The sequence below is a fragment of the Pseudomonas sp. SWRI18 genome (assembly GCF_014268345.1).
In the GTDB taxonomy this organism is placed as follows: Bacteria; Pseudomonadota; Gammaproteobacteria; order Pseudomonadales; family Pseudomonadaceae; genus Aquipseudomonas; species Aquipseudomonas cedrina.
The window spans coordinates 217,554-236,154 of sequence record NZ_JACCQQ010000002.1 but is presented as its reverse complement, the minus strand read 5'-3'; the positions used below and the strand labels follow the sequence as shown (position 1 = coordinate 236,154).

At 61.3% G+C, this 18,601-nt stretch carries 18 protein-coding genes and 1 tRNA gene; 8 read left to right on the top strand and 11 right to left on the bottom strand.

The window, feature by feature from the left end; translation table 11 throughout:
- The first annotated feature begins 17 nt into the window (after positions 1-17).
- The 3 genes from H0Z09_RS03740 to H0Z09_RS03730 all read left to right on the top strand — a co-directional run bounded on the left by H0Z09_RS03740 (position 18) and on the right by H0Z09_RS03730 (position 3,489).
- On the top strand, positions 18-1,346 hold the full coding sequence (locus tag H0Z09_RS03740) for a S41 family peptidase (protein ID WP_186687495.1): 1,329 nt from the start codon (positions 18-20) through the stop codon (positions 1,344-1,346).
- A gap of 1 nt (position 1,347) precedes the next feature.
- The gene (locus tag H0Z09_RS03735) at positions 1,348-2,133 is read left to right on the top strand and encodes a divergent polysaccharide deacetylase family protein (protein WP_186687492.1); all 786 of its coding nucleotides are present in this window, start codon (positions 1,348-1,350) and stop codon (positions 2,131-2,133) included.
- A gap of 63 nt (positions 2,134-2,196) precedes the next feature.
- On the top strand, positions 2,197-3,489 hold the full coding sequence (locus H0Z09_RS03730) for a Vps62-related protein (protein WP_186687489.1): 1,293 nt from the start codon (positions 2,197-2,199) through the stop codon (positions 3,487-3,489).
- On the opposite strand, the gene H0Z09_RS03725 is transcribed toward H0Z09_RS03730, so the two are convergent.
- The 8 genes from H0Z09_RS03725 to H0Z09_RS03690 form a co-directional block, all read right to left on the bottom strand.
- Complete coding sequence (locus tag H0Z09_RS03725; protein WP_186687486.1) at positions 3,442-4,197, bottom strand: ABC transporter substrate-binding protein; 756 nt, start codon at positions 4,195-4,197, stop codon at positions 3,442-3,444. The two genes, H0Z09_RS03730 and H0Z09_RS03725, sit on opposite strands and share 48 nt — an antisense overlap.
- Before the next feature lie 65 nt (positions 4,198-4,262).
- Positions 4,263-5,033: an imidazole glycerol phosphate synthase subunit HisF gene (gene hisF, locus H0Z09_RS03720; protein ID WP_003171107.1), complete on the bottom strand. Its 771-nt coding sequence runs from the start codon at positions 5,031-5,033 to the stop codon at positions 4,263-4,265.
- A gap of 9 nt (positions 5,034-5,042) precedes the next feature.
- Positions 5,043-5,780, bottom strand: coding sequence for a 1-(5-phosphoribosyl)-5-[(5-phosphoribosylamino)methylideneamino]imidazole-4-carboxamide isomerase (hisA, locus tag H0Z09_RS03715; RefSeq protein ID WP_065885760.1), 738 nt, complete (start codon positions 5,778-5,780; stop codon positions 5,043-5,045).
- Between the two features lie 39 nt (positions 5,781-5,819).
- Complete coding sequence (locus H0Z09_RS03710) at positions 5,820-6,077, bottom strand: DUF2164 domain-containing protein (protein ID WP_186687483.1); 258 nt, start codon at positions 6,075-6,077, stop codon at positions 5,820-5,822.
- A complete protein-coding gene (gene hisH, locus H0Z09_RS03705) occupies positions 6,077-6,715 on the bottom strand; it encodes an imidazole glycerol phosphate synthase subunit HisH (protein ID WP_186687481.1) in 639 nt (212 codons plus the stop codon). The genes H0Z09_RS03710 and hisH overlap by 1 nt, the downstream gene beginning before the upstream one ends.
- On the bottom strand, positions 6,715-7,308 hold the full coding sequence (gene hisB / locus H0Z09_RS03700; protein WP_003237513.1) for an imidazoleglycerol-phosphate dehydratase HisB: 594 nt from the start codon (positions 7,306-7,308) through the stop codon (positions 6,715-6,717). The genes hisH and hisB overlap by 1 nt, the downstream gene beginning before the upstream one ends.
- A gap of 461 nt (positions 7,309-7,769) precedes the next feature.
- Entirely contained in the window at positions 7,770-9,431 is a 1,662-nt protein-coding gene (locus H0Z09_RS03695) for an OFA family MFS transporter (protein ID WP_186687479.1), read from the bottom strand.
- A 32-nt stretch (positions 9,432-9,463) separates the two neighbouring features.
- Positions 9,464-9,757 carry a hypothetical protein gene (locus H0Z09_RS03690; protein WP_076951648.1) on the bottom strand — a complete coding sequence of 98 codons (294 nt, stop codon included), beginning with the start codon at positions 9,755-9,757 and terminating at the stop codon, positions 9,464-9,466.
- On the opposite strand from H0Z09_RS03690, the gene H0Z09_RS03685 reads away from it, so the two are divergent.
- From H0Z09_RS03685 to H0Z09_RS03670, 4 genes are all read left to right on the top strand, one after another.
- The gene (locus H0Z09_RS03685; protein WP_186687477.1) at positions 9,756-11,966 is read left to right on the top strand and encodes an AsmA family protein; all 2,211 of its coding nucleotides are present in this window, start codon (positions 9,756-9,758) and stop codon (positions 11,964-11,966) included. The two genes, H0Z09_RS03690 and H0Z09_RS03685, sit on opposite strands and share 2 nt — an antisense overlap.
- Positions 11,963-13,030, top strand: coding sequence for an A/G-specific adenine glycosylase (mutY, locus tag H0Z09_RS03680; protein ID WP_186687475.1), 1,068 nt, complete (start codon positions 11,963-11,965; stop codon positions 13,028-13,030). The genes H0Z09_RS03685 and mutY overlap by 4 nt, the downstream gene beginning before the upstream one ends.
- Complete coding sequence (locus tag H0Z09_RS03675) at positions 13,027-13,299, top strand: oxidative damage protection protein (RefSeq protein WP_076951645.1); 273 nt, start codon at positions 13,027-13,029, stop codon at positions 13,297-13,299. Before mutY ends, H0Z09_RS03675 begins: the two co-directional genes overlap by 4 nt.
- A 103-nt stretch (positions 13,300-13,402) precedes the next feature.
- Positions 13,403-13,478 (top strand) — tRNA-Phe (locus H0Z09_RS03670).
- Positions 13,479-13,694: 216 nt separating this feature from the next.
- Here H0Z09_RS03670 and H0Z09_RS03665 read toward each other — a convergent pair.
- Positions 13,695-15,287, bottom strand: a complete 1,593-nt coding sequence (locus H0Z09_RS03665; protein WP_186687473.1) for a glycosyltransferase family 39 protein — start codon at positions 15,285-15,287, stop codon at positions 13,695-13,697.
- Between the two features lie 87 nt (positions 15,288-15,374).
- A complete protein-coding gene (locus H0Z09_RS03660) occupies positions 15,375-16,340 on the bottom strand; it encodes an arsenic resistance protein (protein WP_186687471.1) in 966 nt (321 codons plus the stop codon).
- Positions 16,341-16,508: 168 nt separating this feature from the next.
- On the opposite strand from H0Z09_RS03660, the gene H0Z09_RS03655 reads away from it, so the two are divergent.
- Positions 16,509-16,922, top strand: coding sequence for a hypothetical protein (locus H0Z09_RS03655; protein WP_076951639.1), 414 nt, complete (start codon positions 16,509-16,511; stop codon positions 16,920-16,922).
- Between the two features lie 140 nt (positions 16,923-17,062).
- Here the strand turns inward: H0Z09_RS03655 and gabP are convergent, their stop codons facing one another.
- Positions 17,063-18,454 (bottom strand): GABA permease, encoded by a 1,392-nt coding sequence (gene gabP / locus H0Z09_RS03650; RefSeq protein ID WP_186687469.1) that lies wholly within the window; start codon positions 18,452-18,454, stop codon positions 17,063-17,065.
- Positions 18,455-18,601: the final 147 nt, after the last annotated feature.

The following is an 18,601-nucleotide window of genomic DNA, read 5'->3' as shown; positions in this document are numbered from 1 at the left end:
TTAGGAGTTCGTTCGACATGCTGCATTTGTCCCGCCTCACTTCGCTGGCCCTGACGATCGCCCTGGTGATCGGCGCGCCCCTGGCTTTCGCCGATCAGGCCGCCCCGGCTGCACCCGCCGCCACGGCCGCGACCTCTGCCGCGACCACTAGGGCGCCGTTGCCGCTGGACGAGCTGCGCACCTTTGCCGAGGTCATGGACCGGATCAAGGCAGCCTATGTCGAACCCGTAGACGACAAGACCCTGCTGGAAAATGCCATCAAGGGCATGCTCAGCAACCTCGACCCGCACTCCGCCTACCTGGGCCCGGAAGATTTCGCCGAGCTGCAGGAAAGCACCAGCGGTGAGTTCGGTGGCTTGGGCATCGAAGTCGGCGCCGAAGACGGCAACATCAAGGTGGTGTCGCCGATCGACGACACGCCGGCGTCCAAGGCCGGCATCCAGGCTGGTGACTTTATCGTCAAGATCAACGGCCAGCCGACCCGTGGCCAGACCATGACCGAAGCCGTCGACAAGATGCGCGGCAAGATCGGCCAGAAGATCACCCTGACCCTGGTGCGCGACGGCGGCAACCCGTTCGACGTGACGCTGACCCGCGCGACCATCGTGGTCAAGAGCGTGAAGAGCCAGTTGCTGGAGGCAGGCTACGGTTACATCCGCATCACCCAGTTCCAGGTCAAGACCGGCGACGAAGTGGCCAAGGCCTTGGCCAAGCTGCGCAAGGACAACGGCAAGAAGCTCAACGGCATCGTGCTCGACCTGCGTAACAACCCAGGCGGCGTGCTGCAGTCGGCGGTGGAAGTGGTCGACCACTTCATCACCAAGGGCCTGATTGTTTACACCAAAGGCCGCATCGCCAACTCCGAGCTGCGCTTCTCGGCCACCGGCAACGACCTGAGCGAGAACGTGCCGCTGGCGGTGCTGATCAACGGCGGCAGTGCTTCGGCTTCGGAGATCGTTGCCGGCGCCCTGCAAGACCAGAAACGCGGTGTGCTGATGGGCACCACCAGCTTCGGCAAAGGCTCGGTGCAAACGGTGCTGCCGCTGAACAACGAGCGTGCGCTGAAGATCACCACGGCCTTGTACTACACGCCGAACGGCCGCTCGATCCAGGCCCAGGGCATCGTGCCGGACATCGAGGTGCGCAAGGCCAAGATCACCAACGAGATCGACAGCGAGTACTACAAGGAGGCGGACCTGCAAGGTCACCTGGGCAATGGCAACGGCGGCGCCGACCAACCGACGGGCAGCGGCAAAAAAGCCAAGCCGATGCCCCAGGACGATGACTACCAACTGGCCCAGGCGCTGAGCCTGCTCAAGGGCCTGAGCATCACGCGCAGCCGTTGATATGCGCGCGGCCCTGATCATCGCTTTGCTGTGCAGCCTGGCCGGCGTCGCCCACGCGACGCCGGCCGAAGCGCCGCACAAAGCCTACCTGACCCTGATCATCGACGACCTCGGGCAAAACCTGCCCCGGGATCGTCGCGTGCTGGCCCTGCCGGGGCCGGTGACAACGGCTATCATGCCCGACACGCCCCACGCCGCCGAGTTTGCCCGCGAGGCGCACAAGGCCGGCAAGATCGTGATCCTGCACATGCCCATGGACCCGGCCACCGGCCCGTTCGCCTGGCACCCCGAGCTTTCCATCGAAGAACTCGGCAAGCGCCTCGACGCTGCATTCCAGGCCGTGCCCTTCACAGCCGGCGTCAACAACCACATGGGCAGCCGCATGACCGCGCAACCACAAGCCATGGCCTGGTTGATGAGCGAGCTGCAACGACGCAACAAATTCTTTGTCGACAGCCGCACCAGCGCGCAAACCGTCGCGGCGGCAGAGGCACAGAAGATTGGTCTGGCCCATGTTTCGCGGGATGTATTCCTGGATGACGAACGCACCGAAGCGGCGATCGCCACCCAACTGCAAACCGCAATCAAGCTGGCCCACAAACAGGGCTCGGTGGTGATGATCGGCCACCCTTACCCGCAAACCCTGGCGGTCCTGGAGCGCGAGCTGCCCAAACTCCAGGCACAGGGCGTGGAGTGGATCGATATCAGGTTGATGATCAGTGTGCGCAGCAACCAGGCGATGGCGGGTCACGGCAAAAACGGCACCTACCTTCCTGCGCATAGATAGATACAGCCCGCCCACGCGCTCACTGCTCGACAGTTGATGCTCCAATCAACTGGAGCGATTTCCATGAAACCTCTGCAATTCAACGACCTGCTCATCAGCTTTACCAGCGAGTTCCTGCCGCTGTGGAACGATAAGGGATCCAACGCGCAAAAGGCCGTGGGCCTCTGGCGGCCGAGCACAACGTCGGATGTACTGAGCCCGTTTTACGCCTTGGGCGATATTGCCGTCGGCCACTATCGCAATATCAATCAAGGCAAAATCGTCGCAGTCGTGAGCGACGCGAATAAAGCGCACGGCACGGCGCTGCGTCCGCCCGTTGACTATCACCTGGTGTGGCACGATGAAGGGACTGGGGCGCACGCCAACTTTTCCATCTGGCGCCCGCTTGCCCCGCAGGGCTACGTCACGATGGGGCTGGTGTGTGGCGTCGGCTACGACAAACCCTCGCGCCATGCCGTGCGCTGTGTGCGAGAAGACCTGGTCGTGACGGCGCAAGTGGGCGAGCTGATCTGGAACGATAAAGGCAGCGGCTGCGCCAACGATTTAAGCCTCTGGTCGGTCACGCCTCCCGATGCGCCCGCCGGTGAAGCTTACCTGGCGCCCGGTACCTTCCTCGGCCATGACAGTTATGCCAAGCCAGGTATCGAGACCTACTCGCTGCGCCTGGCGTTGACCGCGCAGTTGAACGACTTGCCGCCACCTCCCGCGCTCAGCGGGTATGAAAGCCCACCCGCTGATGAAAGCAGCGCCACGCTGCAAGTCTGCGAGCTGCCGTGGTTTTGTGTAAAAGACCCGGAACTGAACGCCGTCGAACAGCTTCAGTCGTCGCCCACCTATCGACTCGAACGCACGGACCGTCATCGCCTTGGCGGCTTCGGGCACAACACCGGGGCAACCCCGCAGCCGTTCATGTGGACGGCCGCCAAGGGCGAGCTTGGCGGGAATGCCAGGGCGTTGGCGTTCAACACCAGCGTCGACTTGAGCAAAGAGTGGTCTGCGCATCCACAGGCGTTTGAATTGAGTTTTTCGGCGCAGCTGGATCGTGACTTCACGCATACCCAACGCTCCGCGAAAGGCTGGAGCCATTCCTCGCCGTTGGAAATCATCACGTATGTGCCGCCGAGGAAGGCCGTCGCGGCTTACCTGTTGCACAGTGAATACTGCCTGCTGCGTCAGGATGGCAGCCAGGTTTCAACGACCGTCAGCTACACCAATGGCGACCACGTGTATATGAGCGAGTCACCCGACATCGAGCCGCTGCCGGATGAGGCAATTCCAACGGTAGAAACCCCGCAAGCGCAGCCGGATCTAGAGGTAACGGGCCATGATTTGATCGACGACACCCTCACTCCGTAACTGATCGAGGGCCGCTTGCAGCCTGGCCACCACGTCATCCGGCACTTCTTTGTTCAGCGCGAGATAAAGCTGGGCGCTGTTAAAGCGCAACACAGTCTTGAGTTGGGTCACCCCGACCTGGCGGGCCAGGTAACGGCCCGCCGGATCACCAGTGGCCCACAGGTCTATCTGGCCATCCACCAGCTTTTGCGCGTTGTCCTGGTCGCGCAGCGCAACGATCGGGTTGAGCCCCTGTTTCTCCAGGGTCTCGGCAATGGCATCGCCTTTGTAGGCGCCGACTCTGTAGCGGCGGGCGTGCTCAAGGTCGGCCAGTTGGATCTTGCTGTCGGCCTTGGCCAGCAGCACCCAGTCATCCGGGCCCAGGGGGCCGACCCATTTGAACAGCGCTTCGCGATCCGGCAGGCGGGCCATCACGAACACACCGTAGCCAGGCTTTTCCAAGGCGAGTTTGTAGATTCGCTCCCAAGGGAAACGCAGGGTCAGGTTGTAGGAAATACCCGCACGCTTGAAGGTTTCGCGCACGATGTCTGCGGCAATGCCTTCGATGTTCTCGTCCTTGGCGAAGTTCTTGCCGTTTTTCGCCATGTTGTAGGGCGGGAAATTCTCGGTCAGCAGCACCAGGGAGCCACCGGATGGCTCATCGGCGTGACTTGGGCCAGCCAGAAGGACGGACGTACTGGCGAGGGCGAGCAGCAGGTGCTTGAACATGAAAGTTACCGGAATCCATGGCAAGCGCAGAGAGTGCCGCGCACTTGCCATGCTGTCCAGCCCCTTCAGCGCACAACGATACCGCGCGCCGCCATGTACGCCTTGGCCTCGGGAACGGTGTATTCGCCGAAGTGAAAAATACTCGCCGCCAGCACCGCACTGGCGTGGCCTTCGATCACGCCGTCGGCCAAGTGCTGCAGGTTGCCGACACCGCCGGATGCAATCACCGGAATGCCCAGCGCATCGCTGATGGCACGGGTTACGCCCAGGTCGAAGCCGTTTTTCATGCCGTCCTGGTCCATGCTGGTCAGCAGGATTTCACCGGCGCCCAGGCCTTCCATCTTCATCGCCCACTCCACCGCGTCCAGGCCCGTCGGCTTGCGACCGCCGTGGGTGAAGATCTCCCAGCGCGGGGTTTCGCCGGGGCCGGAGACTTTCTTGGCGTCGATGGCGACCACGATGCATTGCGAGCCGAAGTGCTGCGCGGCTTCGCCGACGAACTCCGGATTGAACACCGCCGCCGTGTTGATCGAGACCTTGTCCGCGCCGGCGTTGAGCAGGTTGCGTATGTCTTGCACGGTGCGCACGCCACCGCCCACGGTCAGCGGGATGAACACCTGGCTGGCCATGCGTTCGACGGTATGCAAGGTGGTGTCGCGGCCGTCGACGCTGGCGGTGATGTCGAGAAAGGTAATCTCGTCGGCACCTTGCTCATCGTAGCGACGGGCAATTTCCACCGGGTCGCCGGCGTCACGGATGTTCTCGAACTTGACGCCCTTGACCACGCGACCGTTGTCGACGTCCAGGCAAGGGATGATGCGTTTGGCCAGCGCCATGGTCAGTCCTCAGCCGTTGTAGGCATCGCAGTAAGCCTGGGCTTCGGCGACGTCCAGGGTACCTTCGTAGATCGCGCGGCCGGTGATGGCGCCGATGATGCCGGGGGCCTTGGCGTCCAGCAGCGACTTGATGTCGCCCAGGTTGTGAATGCCGCCGGAAGCGATCACCGGAATCTTCGTCGCAGCGGCCAGCGCGGCGGTGAACGGTACGTTGCAGCCCTGCATCATGCCGTCTTTGGCGATGTCGGTATAAACGATGGCGGACACGCCGTCGGCTTCGAACTGCTTGGCCAGGTCGATCACTTGCACGGTGCTGATCTCGGCCCAGCCGTCGGTGGCGACGAAGCCGTCTTTGGCATCCAGGCCGACGATCACTTTGCCTGGGAAGGCGCGGCAGGCTTCGGCAACGAAGGCCGGGTCTTTCACGGCCTTGGTGCCGATGATCACGTAGCTCACACCCGCTTTGACGTAGTGCTCGATGGTTTCCAGGGAACGGATACCGCCACCGATCTGGATCGGCAGGTTCGGGTAGCGCCTGGCGATGGCGGTGACCACTTCGCCGTTGACCGGCTGGCCTTCGAAGGCGCCGTTCAAGTCCACCAGATGCAGACGACGGCAGCCCCCTTCCACCCATTTGGCAGCCATGCTCACCGGGTCGTCGGAGAACACGGTGGAATCTTCCATGCGGCCTTGGCGCAGACGGACGCAGGCGCCGTCCTTGAGATCGATAGCGGGGATAATCAGCATCTGGCAAACCTTATTCGATATTCAGCAATGCTTGGGAAATCAGGGTTTCTCAAGCGACCACAGGTCGCTTTCGATGCTTTCGAACCTTTCTTTGAGGAGCGTCTGCGTATCGAAAATCGCCCTGTTGTAATAGTGCGGCGCCACTTCGGTGGTGAACAGCTCAAGAATCTCGGCGACCTCGAACGAGCCCAACTTGAGCTCGAAGCGGTCTTCCATGAACAGCTTGATCTTGTGGGTGGCCTCACGCTCCTGGTCGGGCGTGAGGTTCAAGATCGGCGGCTTCGGCTTCTTGGCCATTACCAACGACCATCCCACGCGGCGAAGTTCTGCAACAATTGCAGGCCGTGGGTATGGCTCTTCTCCGGGTGGAACTGCACCGCAAACCGCGAACCGTCGGCCAATGCCGCGGCGAAGTCGACGCCGTAGTGACCGCCCCCCACCACCTGCTCCGGTAAACCTGCGGCGATGTAGTAGCTGTGCACAAAATAGAAACGCGCCATGTCCGGCACTTCGTGCCACAGCGGGTGATCCACGCGCTGGCTCACTTCGTTCCAACCCATATGCGGGACCTTCAAGTGAGCGCCGTCTTCATGCAGGTCCTTGCCGAAGAACTTCACCTGGCCCGGGAACAGGCCGATGCAGTCAACGCCGTCGTTCTCTTCACTGCTGTCGAGCAAGGCTTGCATGCCCACGCAGATGCCGAGGAACGGGCGGTCCTGGCTGACTTCGCGCACCAGGCTGTCAAAGCCCAGGCGGCGGATCTCGGCCATGCAATCGCGAATCGCGCCCACGCCGGGAAACACGACCCGGTCGGCTTCGCGAATCACGTTGGCATCGCTGGTGATCAGCACCTTGCCGGCACCTACGTGCTCGAGGGCCTTGGCCACCGAGTGCAGGTTACCCATGCCGTAATCGATAACCGCGACCGTCTGCATTACAGAACGCCCTTGGTCGACGGCATTTGCCCGGCCATGCGGTCATCCAGCTCGACGGCCATGCGCAGCGCGCGGCCGAATGCCTTGAACACGGTTTCGATCTGGTGGTGGGTGTTGGTGCCGCGCAGGTTGTCGATGTGCAGGCTGACCAGGGCGTGGTTGACGAAACCCTGGAAGAATTCCTGGAACAGGTCGACATCGAAGCCGCCCACGGTAGCGCGGGTGTAGGGCACGTGCATCTGCAGGCCAGGGCGGCCGGAGAAGTCGATGACTACGCGCGACAGCGCTTCGTCCAGCGGGACATAGGCGTGGCCGTAGCGACGGATGCCTTTTTTGTCGCCGATGGCCTTGGCAAAGGCCTGGCCGAGGGTGATGCCTACGTCTTCCACCGTGTGGTGGTCGTCGATATGCAGGTCGCCCTTGCTGACGATATCCAGGTCGATCAGCCCGTGACGGGCGATCTGGTCCAGCATGTGCTCAAGAAAAGGTACACCGATATCGAATCGGGCCTTTCCGGTGCCATCCAGGTTGATCGAGGCTTTGATCTGGGTTTCCAGAGTGTCGCGCTCGACGGACGCCATACGTTCGACCATCACCAGCTCCGCAAATCATTGGGCGAAAAAGGCAGCCATTATAGGGGCGCGGGCGCTAAACAGAAACATCGGAGGGGATAAGACTGATGGAGTGTCGGGGATAGACATGTGCATACAAGCCAAAGCCAGCTTACAGGGCATGGGAGCCGGGCTTGCCCGCGATGGCATCACCTCGGTGTGTCTGAATGACCGAGGTGCCTGCATCGCAGCATAGGTATCTACACACTTTTGTAGTGAGCGGGCTTGTCCCGCGCTGGGTGGCGAAGCCACCCTAATGACAGTCACCACCGGTTTACAGAAAAACCGAGTCGCCTGGTTTGGGGCGGCTTCGCCACCCAGCGCGGGACAAGCCCGCTCACTACAGGGAGATTTGTCAGCCCCTGAAAATTGTGTAGATGCCTATGCGCATCGCAGGCAAGCCAGCTCCCACAGGAAGCGGGCCCACAAGCGTCTTGCGGTGTTTAGTGGAACAGCACCGCCGTCTTCTGCAGGGTTACCCACACACCCCACGCCAGCGGAATACCCACCACCAGCCAGGCTGCGATCGCCAACGGCACGGTGCCGGAGGCTGCTTTCCACTCCAGGGAAGTGGTGGCATCCGCACCTTTGTCATGGCCCAGCGCCTGTTCGGCGGCAAGTTCCGCGTCGGTCATGAAGTACTTGTCGGCCACTGGGCGAACCAGCAGGTTGCAGATGAAACCCAGCACCAGCAAACCGGCGAGGATATACAACGTGATGTCGTAGGCCGCAGCGCGTTCAACGCCAATGCTCAGCTGATACTCACGCAGGTAGTTCACCAGCACCGGGCCCAATACGCCTGCGGCAGCCCAGGCCGTCAGCAGGCGGCCGTGGATCGCGCCGACCATCTGTGTACCGAACAGATCCGCCAGGTAGGCCGGAACGGTCGCAAACCCGCCGCCGTACATCGACAGGATGATGCAGAACGCCGCCACGAACAGCGCTACGTTACCCAGGTGGCCCAGGTTCGGGATCAGTGCGTACAGGGCAAAACCCAGGGCGAAGAACACGAAGTAAGTGTTTTTACGGCCCAGATAGTCGGAAAACGACGCCCAGAAGAACCGGCCACCGATGTTGAACAAACTCAACAGACCGGTGAAACCTGCCGCAATGGCCGCAATGGACGCCAATTGCCCCGCGTCCAGTTGGCCGAACGGCACGTCCACGCCCAACAGCTTGCCGCCGAACACTTCCTGCAGCAGTGGCGAAGCCATGCCGAGGATGCCGATGCCGGCGGATACGTTCAGGCACAGCACCAGCCACACCAGGCGGAATTGCGGGGTTTTCCACGCCACGTTCACATGCACGTGACGGTGGGTGATCATCGCATTGCTGGCTTTTTTCGCTGGCGCAGTCCAGCCCTCAGGTTTCCAGCCGGTCGGCGGAACGCGATAGGACAGCGCGCCGCCGATCATGAACACGAAGTAGATCGCGGCCATCACCAGGAAGCTCTGCCAGACGCCAACACTGGTCGGCGACGCAAAGTGGCCCATCAGTGCCGCGGCAAGGGGTGCACCTACCATCGCGCCGCCGCCGAAGCCCATGATCGCCATGCCGGTGGCCATGCCGCGCTTGTCCGGGAACCATTTGATCAGGGTCGACACGGGCGAGATATAACCCAGGCCCAGGCCGATACCGCCGATGACCCCGGAGCCGATCCACATCAGCCAGATCTGGTGGGTATAGATACCCAGCGATGAGATCAGCAGGCCGCCACACCAGCACAGGGCCGATACAACGCCGGCCTTGCGTGGCCCGGCATGTTCCAGCCAGCCGCCCCAGATCGCTGCCGAGCAGCCCAGGAAGATGAAGAACAGGGTGTAGATCCAGCCCAGCATGGAGATGGGCCAGTCACATTGGGACGAGAAGACTTGGGCGATAAAGCTCATGTCCGGTGCGCAGGCAACCGGTTTGGTGATACCCAGCGCCTTGGACAACGGCAGCCAGAACACCGAGAACCCGTAGGCCATGCCGATGCACAGATGGATCGCCAGGGCGGCCGGTGGAACCAGCCAGCGGTTGAAGCCGGGCTTGGCGATAATGCGTTCCTTGGACAGGAACGCAGGCTTCGCGGCAGTTGAAGCTGCCGCAGTGCTAGTGTTCATTGGTGTTTCCCCCAGTTGTTAGTATGTGTCCGTCAGGCGCTCTCTCCCTCGGCCTTGCACGCAAAGCGTGGCCGTTTTTGTTGAGTGAAGCTCCATTTACGCGCGACGATACGTCGCAGAAGGCGAACGAACGGGGCGAAGATTAGCATCAGTGAGTGCCAGAAAAACCAAAATGACATCATCTTTTTGCGATTTTTGTTTTTCTGGCGCCAGAATCCCGTTCCGCTGCCCGCGGATACAATGTAACGATCGGTGAACTGACGCAGGCCGTCGGGCGTTATACTCTGCGGCTGAATTTTCAAATCGACATACAAGGACTCGCCCATGAAAGCGTTCGGCAAAATCCTGGGTCTGGTACTCCTCGGGCTGTTGCTGATCATTGTGGCTCTAGGCTTTGCCCTGACCCATCTCTTCGATCCCAACGACTATAAAGACGAGATTCGCCAGATTGCCCGCGACAAGGCCCACATCGAGCTGACGCTCAATGGCGATATCGGCTGGAGCCTGTTCCCCTGGCTCGGCCTTGAACTGCACGAAGCCAGCGTGGCAACCCTGACCAACCCGACTCAACCTTTTGCTGACTTGCAGATGCTCGGCCTGTCGGTGCGCGTACTGCCGCTGCTGCGTCGCGAAGTGCAGATGAGCGATGTGCGTGTCGAGGGCCTGAACCTGCGCCTCAACCGCGACAAGCAAGGCCATGGCAACTGGGAAGACATCGGCAAGAATGCCCCGGTGGCCGGCGCTGACACCCCTGCGCCGTCTACACCTGCGCCCGAAGCCAAACCGGAGAAGCCGACCCAGCCGATCCGCCTGGACATCGACAGCCTGACGGTCAACAACGCCCGCATCGAATACAACGATGAGCAGACCGGCAAGCAATTCAGCGCCGAGAGCATCCAGCTCAGCACCGGCGCGGTGCACGAAGGCGCCAGCATTCCGGTGAAACTCACCGCGTTCTTCGGCAGCAACCAGCCGGTGATGCGGGTCAAGACCGAGCTCAACGGCAACCTGCGCATCCAGCGTGCGCTCAAGCGCTACCAGCTTGAAGACCTCAAAGTCACCGGCGAAGCCACAGGCGAGCCGCTGCAAGGCAAGACCGTGAGCTTTTCGACCCAGGGCCAATTGCTGGTCGACCAGGCGGCCAACATCGCCGAATGGACCAACATGAAGCTGTCGGCCAACCAGCTGCGTGCCTTGGGCGAACTGAAGGTCAACGACCTGGACAAGACCCCGCAACTGAGCGGCGCCCTGTCCATCGCCCAGTTTGACCTGGCCAAGTTCCTCGACAGTGTCGGCCACCCGTTGCCGCCTATGGCCGAGGGCAGCCTGAGCAAGGTCGAACTGGTCAGCCGTCTCAAGGGCACACCGAGCAGCGTGGCGCTGGAAGACCTGAACCTGAAACTCGACGGCAGCACCTTCACCGGCCGCGTGGCCGTCGACGATTTCGCCAAGCAATCGCTGCGCGTTCAGCTCAAGGGCGATACCTTCAACGCCGACAATTATCTGCCGGCCAAGTCTGAATCCGCCAAAGGCGCGACCGCCGCGCGCCAGGCTGAAGTGCAGAACAGCGAAGCCGGGGCCATGGCTGCCGGCGGCACCACACCGCTGCCGGAGACGCCGACCAAAGGCGCCTGGAGCACCGACAAACTGTTGCCATTGACCCGCCTGCGCACGCTGGATGTGGACGCCGACCTTGCGTTCGGCCAACTGACCCTGAGCCAACTGCCGATCCAGAATGCCGCGCTCAAGGCTTCCGGCATCGACGGCCAGCTCAAGCTCGAAACCCTGAGTGGCGGGCTCTACAACGGCACGTTCCAGGCCAACGGCAGCCTTGACGTGCGCCAGGATATTCCGCTGCTGGCGCTGCAAAGCCGGATCAAGCAAGTGCCGGTCGAACGCATCCTGCAAGCCCAGGGGCAGAACCCTCCGGTGAAAGGCCAGGTCACCCTGGACAGCAACCTCACCGGCCGCGGCAATAGCCAGAAAGCCCTGATCGACAGCCTCAACGGCACCGCCAGTTTCGTGATCAATAACGGTGTGCTGCTCAACGCCAACCTTGAACAGCAACTGTGCACCGGCATCGCCCTGCTCAACCGCAAGACCCTGGCCAGCGAGCCACGGGGCAAGGACACCCCCTTCCAGGAACTCCGAGGCAACCTGACCTTCCGTAACGGCGTGGCCAACAACCCGGATCTGAAAGTGCGCATTCCGGGCCTGGCGGTCAACGGCAACGGCGACATCGACTTGCGTGTACTGGGCATGGATTATCGCGTCGGCATCATCGTCGAAGGCGATCAGCGCGAAGTGCCGGATCCGGCCTGTGAAGTAGGCTCCAATTTCCAGGGCATCGAAGTGCCGCTGCGCTGCCGTGGCCCGCTGGAACTGGGCGCCAAGGCGTGCCGCCTGGACAAGGACGGCCTGGGCCAGGTCGCGATCAAGGCGGCGGGCAACCGCCTCAACGAGAAGCTGGAAGAGAAACTCGACAAGGTCAATCCGAAGCTCAAAGACGCACTCAAAGGCCTGTTCAACCGATGAGAAACGAGCAATTTTCAGAGGCGGTGCTCACCTGGTACGACCGCCACGGCCGCCATGACCTGCCCTGGCAACAGGGCATCACGCCTTACCGGGTGTGGGTCTCGGAAATCATGTTGCAACAGACCCAGGTGAGTACCGTGCTCAATTACTTCGACCGGTTCATGGCCTCGCTGCCGACGGTCGAAGCCCTGGCAGCCGCGCCGGAAGATGAAGTGCTGCACTTGTGGACCGGCCTGGGTTACTACACCCGGGCGCGCAACCTGCAAAAGACCGCCAGGATTGTCGTGGCCGAGTACGGCGGCGAGTTTCCCAAGGATGTCGAGAAGCTCACCGAGCTGCCCGGCATAGGCCTGTCCACCGCCGGTGCGATCGCCAGCCTGAGCATGGGCCTGCGCGCGCCGATCCTCGACGGCAACGTCAAGCGCGTGCTGGCACGCTTCACCGCGCAGGAGGGCTACCCGGGCGAACCCAAGGTGGCCAAGCAGCTGTGGGCCACCGCGGAACGCTTCACGCCGCACGATCGGGTCAACGCCTACACCCAGGCAATGATGGACATGGGCGCCACCCTCTGCACCCGCAGCAAACCCAGCTGCCTGCTGTGCCCGCTGGAAAAAGGCTGCGAAGCCCACATGCTCGGCCTGGAGACGCGCTACCCGATCCCCAAGCCGCGCAAGACCATCCCACAGAAGCGTACGCTGATGCCGCTGCTGGCCAATGCCGAAGGCGCGATTCTGCTTTATCGCCGCCCCTCGACGGGCCTGTGGGGCGGCCTGTGGAGCTTGCCGGAACTGGACGACCTGACAGACCTCGAACACTTGGCCCACCAACACGCGCTGGCACTGGGCAAGCAACAGGAACTGCCGGGGCTGATTCACACTTTCAGCCACTTTCAGTTGGCCATCGAACCCTGGCTGGTCCAGGTCGAGGAATCGGCCCATCACGTGGCCGAGGCCGACTGGCTCTGGTATAACCTCGCCACCCCGCCGCGCCTGGGCCTTGCCGCCCCGGTCAAGAAACTGCTCAAGCGCGCGGCCGACGTATTGAATGCAGGAGTGTCGTCATGACCCGCACCGTAATGTGCCGCAAGTACAAAGAAGAACTGTCCGGATTGGAAAAAGCGCCGTTTCCGGGTGCTAAGGGCCAGGACATTTACGACAATGTTTCCGCCAAGGCGTGGGGCGACTGGCAAAAACACCAGACCCTGCTGATCAACGAGAAACGCCTGAACATGATGAATGCCGAAGATCGCAAATACCTGCAGGGCGAGATGGACAAGTTCTTTTCCGGCGAAGATTACGCCAAGGCCGACGGCTACGTGCCGCCTGCTCAATAATTGATCAAAAACCAGGGTCGGCACGTAAGCGACGGTAATAATTAAATATTTTTTGAAAACTTGCTTGACGACCCCCTGAAAAACCCGTTTAATGCGCCCCGTTGCCCAGATAGCTCAGTCGGTAGAGCAGGGGATTGAAAATCCCCGTGTCGGCGGTTCGATTCCGTCTCTGGGCACCACTAATTAGTTTCAGGTGGTGCGAATGCCGCCTGAACCAAACAAGAAACCCGCCTGGTGCGGGTTTTTTGTTGCCCGAAATTTGACTTATCCGTGTGGTGATTTCGAGATAATCGCTCCGCCTCCCAAACCCTTGAGGCTTATTGCGCAAGGGCTGCAGCGCAGGCTTTTCGAGATAACACTTTGCTCGGTTAGAGAAGCCCGGCATCCCCCCTCATTTACTCAAGCAGAAACACCCACAAAGGGTTGTCATTCAATCGCCCTTTGAACGTGGGCGTCAGATGCTCCAACGGCGTACCCTTCAAAAGTGCGGCTTGCTTGCTCGCCACAATCACCCATGACGGTCGTGGCAGTGTCTTCAACCGCTCAAGCGCATTGCCCCCGATAAACACCGGTTGCTCATCGTGATCCAGGTTCATCATGTAGCGCACCGCCCAGGTATCCCGACCCAGATCGACAAACACCAACGGCCCGGGCGTGGCGGCACGCAGGGCCTCTAATTGACCAACAAACTGTCGGGTATCAAATTGCAGATCCTTGGCCGGCTCCACAACCGTCACCAGCAGTAACCATTGCGCCAACAAGGCGATCAGGCTGAGCCATACCAACCGCGCCGCCTGACGCCAGGCGATCAGCGCCGCCATTTGCAGCGCCAGCAGCACGCCCATCAGCAGCGGCAGCGAAACGTCAGGCCAGTAACCGTGCTTCTGCCAACCGTGCCGACAGACCAGCAGTGCAACCGCACACAACGCCGGCAGCGCAGCGACAAGCATTTCGTAGCAGCGACGCACGCCCGCGAACCAGCCTTGCGCCTGAAGCAACCCATAGGCCGCGACAGCCGCAAACATCGGCACCATCGGCAGGATGTAATAGGCTCGTTTGAAGTGCGGCACCGACAGCCCGAGCAAAATCATCAAGCCGCAGGCACCGAGGCGCGCCACCAATTGCACATCGCCCTCGAACCGCTGGGACCAGCGATGACGTAGCGCAACCATCGTAGCCAGGGCCAAGGGCACCACGGGAAAGTAGCGGTACAAGCTCAACTGAAAATAGAAATAGAACGGTTCGCCGGTTTCATCGAGGCGCCCGCCCACCTGCATCTTGAACACTTCATCGGCAAATGCGTCACCCCCACTGATACGCGCCAGTTTCACCAGCAGCCACCAGCAGGCCGCCAGTAACACCAGACCGATGATGCCGTGAGTCAACACTTGCTTGACCCGCTCTCCAGGCTTGCCCAGTGCCCAATACACGCACACCACGCCGCAGACCTCGATCAACCCTAATGGCCCACGTATCGCAAAGCCCAGGACGAACAACGGGAACACCGCAAGCTGCCTCAAGCGCCCGCCGCTGTGCAGCAGGTAAAAACTGCCCACGCAGAGCAACGCCACCATCTGGTCCAGGCACACCGAGCGGGATTTTTCCAACAACTGGGTGGTGAGCAAGGTCAGCAGCACGGAGAGCAACGCCCACTGGCGATTTGCGGAAACCAGCAAGCGATAGATCAGGGCAACCACCCCCGCGGACGCCAGGGCGGTGGGCAGCACATTCGCCAGGTGATTGGGGGCGCCGAACAGCCGGGCAAATACATAGCTGAGAAACGTCGCCGTGCCTGGGTAGTCGGCGTAGGGTTGGCCGTAAGTGGTAGGAAAAAAGCTCGCGCCATGGCGAAACATTTCTTGCAGGAACAGCGCCCAGCGCCCGTCAAAGCCTTCGGGCTGCTGATTCCAGATTCCCAATGTGAACAGCAACAGGGCAAACAGGAAAATCCCTAGGGATTCCAGGCGAAAACGGTTGCGGTGATCCATCGGTTGGCCTGCCAGGTAGGGGACGCCGGCCTATGGTGCCGACCACCCTCCTGTATGGCGCCTGAACGGAACTGAAGACTCCCGGGTTCAGCGACCTGCGGACCATATCCACCGCGGGATCAACCGAACGTAAATCAACTCGCCCACCAACTCGACCAGGGTTTGCAGGATCACCGCCGTGGCCGCCAACCCTCGCACATCCTCAGGCAGCGCCAATGCCAGCGGCAGCACCACCAGTGAATTGCGAGTGGCCGCGCTGAACGTTACCGCTCGCGCCGCTGCCGCCGGGAGCGCAAACAACCGCGAGGCCAGCGCCCCCATCAACGGCGCCAGCAAGAGAAAGCCGACGTACACCGGGATCACCGGCAGCAGCAAGTTGATATCCCGTACCACCGAAGTAATTTGCGAGCCGATTACCACGAACAACACCAGCGCCATCGCTGGCACCGGCAGCCACGCCCAAGCGTCATTCCAAACACTGACGAGCGATGACCGCCGCGCCATGGCAGTCGTGACCATTGCCAGGATCATCGGTATCACGATCAACAAAAGGAACGCCTCGACAAAAGGCCCAGCCGCCACCACCACCTCGGATTGCGCACCGAGCATAACGCTCAGATAGACCGGCAACAGCGCCAACTGCAGCAGCAATAGCACGGGCGTCGCCGCCAACATCAAGCGCGAATCACCCTTGCCGATATGGGTAAACACCACCACGTAGTCGATGCACGGCGTCAGCAATACCAGCAAGGCACCCACCAGCAACGCGGGCCGCTCCGCCAGGCCACGGGTCAACACCCACACCAGCAACGGCACCAGGATGAAATTGGCCAGTAGCAATGCTGATACAAAGCGCTTGTTGCTCAAGCCCTGGCGCAAGTGCAGAAACGGAATTTGCAGGAACATGGCATACATCAGCACCGCGATGGCGGGCGTGATCAGTATGCTGAGGTTGTGCGCAGAGAAAGGCGCGAGCAGGCCCAAGGCGGCAGCCAGGATGACGGCGCAGAAGTAGATGGGAATCTGGTTGTGCTCGAGGGTGTCGCGGGTCATGAGCGAGGCTCTGAATGTCGCAAAAATAGAATCTTATGGATCTGGCGCCCCATGGTCGAGTAATAACCCACAGAGGCTGCACTACGAAACACACTCGCCCCCCTTGGGATTTCCCCCAACCTGCGCTTCAATACCCCACCCAGATCCAGAACCCAGGACCTCAAGCCCATGGCTTCGCCGAACAAGCAGCAAAAACGCGCCCACCGGGCAAAGGCCAAGGCCAAGCAGAACCGTACCCAGCGCGCCGTGGCGGCCAAACCGGATGCGTTTGCAGGCGATGACAGCCGCATTGACCTTGAGTCAGTGGATTTGACCGAGCTGTTCGTACAGATGCGCAGCGCAGGCGAGATCAGCCAGCAGGCCCTGTGCGCCGTGTTCCTGGCCCACCCGTTGCTGGCGCTGGTGCTGGAGCAGGAAGGCGAAGAGGAAGCTACCGACTTTATCCTGGCAGCGTTGATTGAGTATCGGCAGTGGGCCACGGATACCGAGGACGAAGCGGCGGCGCTGGCGTGGATTGAATCGCCGGAGTTTCAGGCGGACTACGTGGCGGCGTCCCAGGCGTTGGCAAGCGTTCAAGATTGACGCGAAACCAAATGTGGGAGCGGGCTTGCTCGCGAATACGGAGTGTCAGTCGCCAGACATACTGACTGATACACCGCCTTCGCGAGCAAGCCCGCTCCCACATTTGAACTGCGGCGCATCAAGCACCGCATTTCATTACATCAGTTCAGTACTGCAGCGCCCACCCTCTGAGCCTTGCGCCGACTGGATACAAACAACCCCGCCAGCACCACCAGCAAGCTCAGTACCCCAGTCGCGATAATCTCGACCCGGTGCGCTTCCTGGAACAGCATGATCGTCAACGTCCCCACGATGAACACCATCACCGCATAGGTCAGGCCGGGGAACAGCCACATCTTGAAGACGATCTTCTCGCCCGCCGCCACACGCTTCTGGCGCATGCGCAGTTGCGAAACCGCGATGACCAGGTACACGAGCAACGCGATAGCGCCGGAGCTGGCCAGCAGGAATTCGAACACCGCCGCCGGCGCCACGTAGTTGGCAAACACCGCCAGGAATGCCGCGCCGGTAGACAGCAACACCGCCCAGTAAGGCGTGCCGCTCTTGTTGGTGCGCTTGGCCACGGACGGTGCATCACCGCGACGGCCCAGGGAGAACAGCATGCGCGAAGCGGTGTACAGCGCCGAGTTCAGGCAACTGGTCACGGCAACCAACACCACCAGGTCGACGATCAGCTTGGCGTTCGGAATGCCCATGCGTTCCAGCACGGTCTGGTAGGAACCTACGGCCGCCAGCGTCGGATCGTTCCAAGGCACCAGGGACACCACGATGAAGATCGACAGCAGGTAGAACAAACCAATCCGCCAGATCACCGAGTTGGTGGCCTTGGTGATCTGCTGGCCGGGGTTCTTCGATTCGGCGGCGGCGATGGTGACGATCTCGGTGCCCATGAAAGAGAACATGGTGGTCAGGATCGCAGCCAGTACCGCGCCCATGCCATTCGGCATGAAGCCTTGGGTGTCGAACAGGTGCGAAACACCGCTGACCTGGCTGGTCGGCAGGAAGCCGAAAATCGCGGCCAGGCCGAGGATCACGAACCCTACGATCGCCACGACCTTGATCAGCGCGAACCAGAACTCGAACTCGCCGTAGTTCTTCACGCTGAACAGGTTGGTCGCCGTCAGCAGCAACGTGATGATCAGGGTAAAGGCCCAGATGGCCACATCCGGGAACCAGGCATGCAGGATGGTCGCGGCGGCGTTGGCTTCCAACGGGATCACCAGAACCCAGAACCACCAGTACAACCAGCCGATGGTGAAACCGGCCCAGTGACCGATCGCACGGTCGGCGTAGGTGGAGAACGAACCGGTGTCCGGCGATGCCACCGCCATTTCGGCCAGCATGCGCATCACCAATACCACCAGCGTGCCCGCAGCGGCATACGCCAGCAACACGGCCGGGCCAGCGGCAGCAATCGCGTGGCCGGAGCCGACGAACAAACCGGCACCGATAACGCCGGCAATCGAGAGCATGGTGACGTGACGCGGTTTGAGCCCCTGTTCGAGGTCATTGGAGCTTTGCGTACTACTCATTGACACACCTTTACGAGGATTTGCGAAAACGGTTCGCCCGGCTTGGGAGCTTTCTCGTGAAAAGAAACCAACAGGGCGTTCTTTATTTTTTACGCAAGATTTGCGCCAAAATGTTACAAAGCCGCGATGGATGCGGGCTGTAGGACG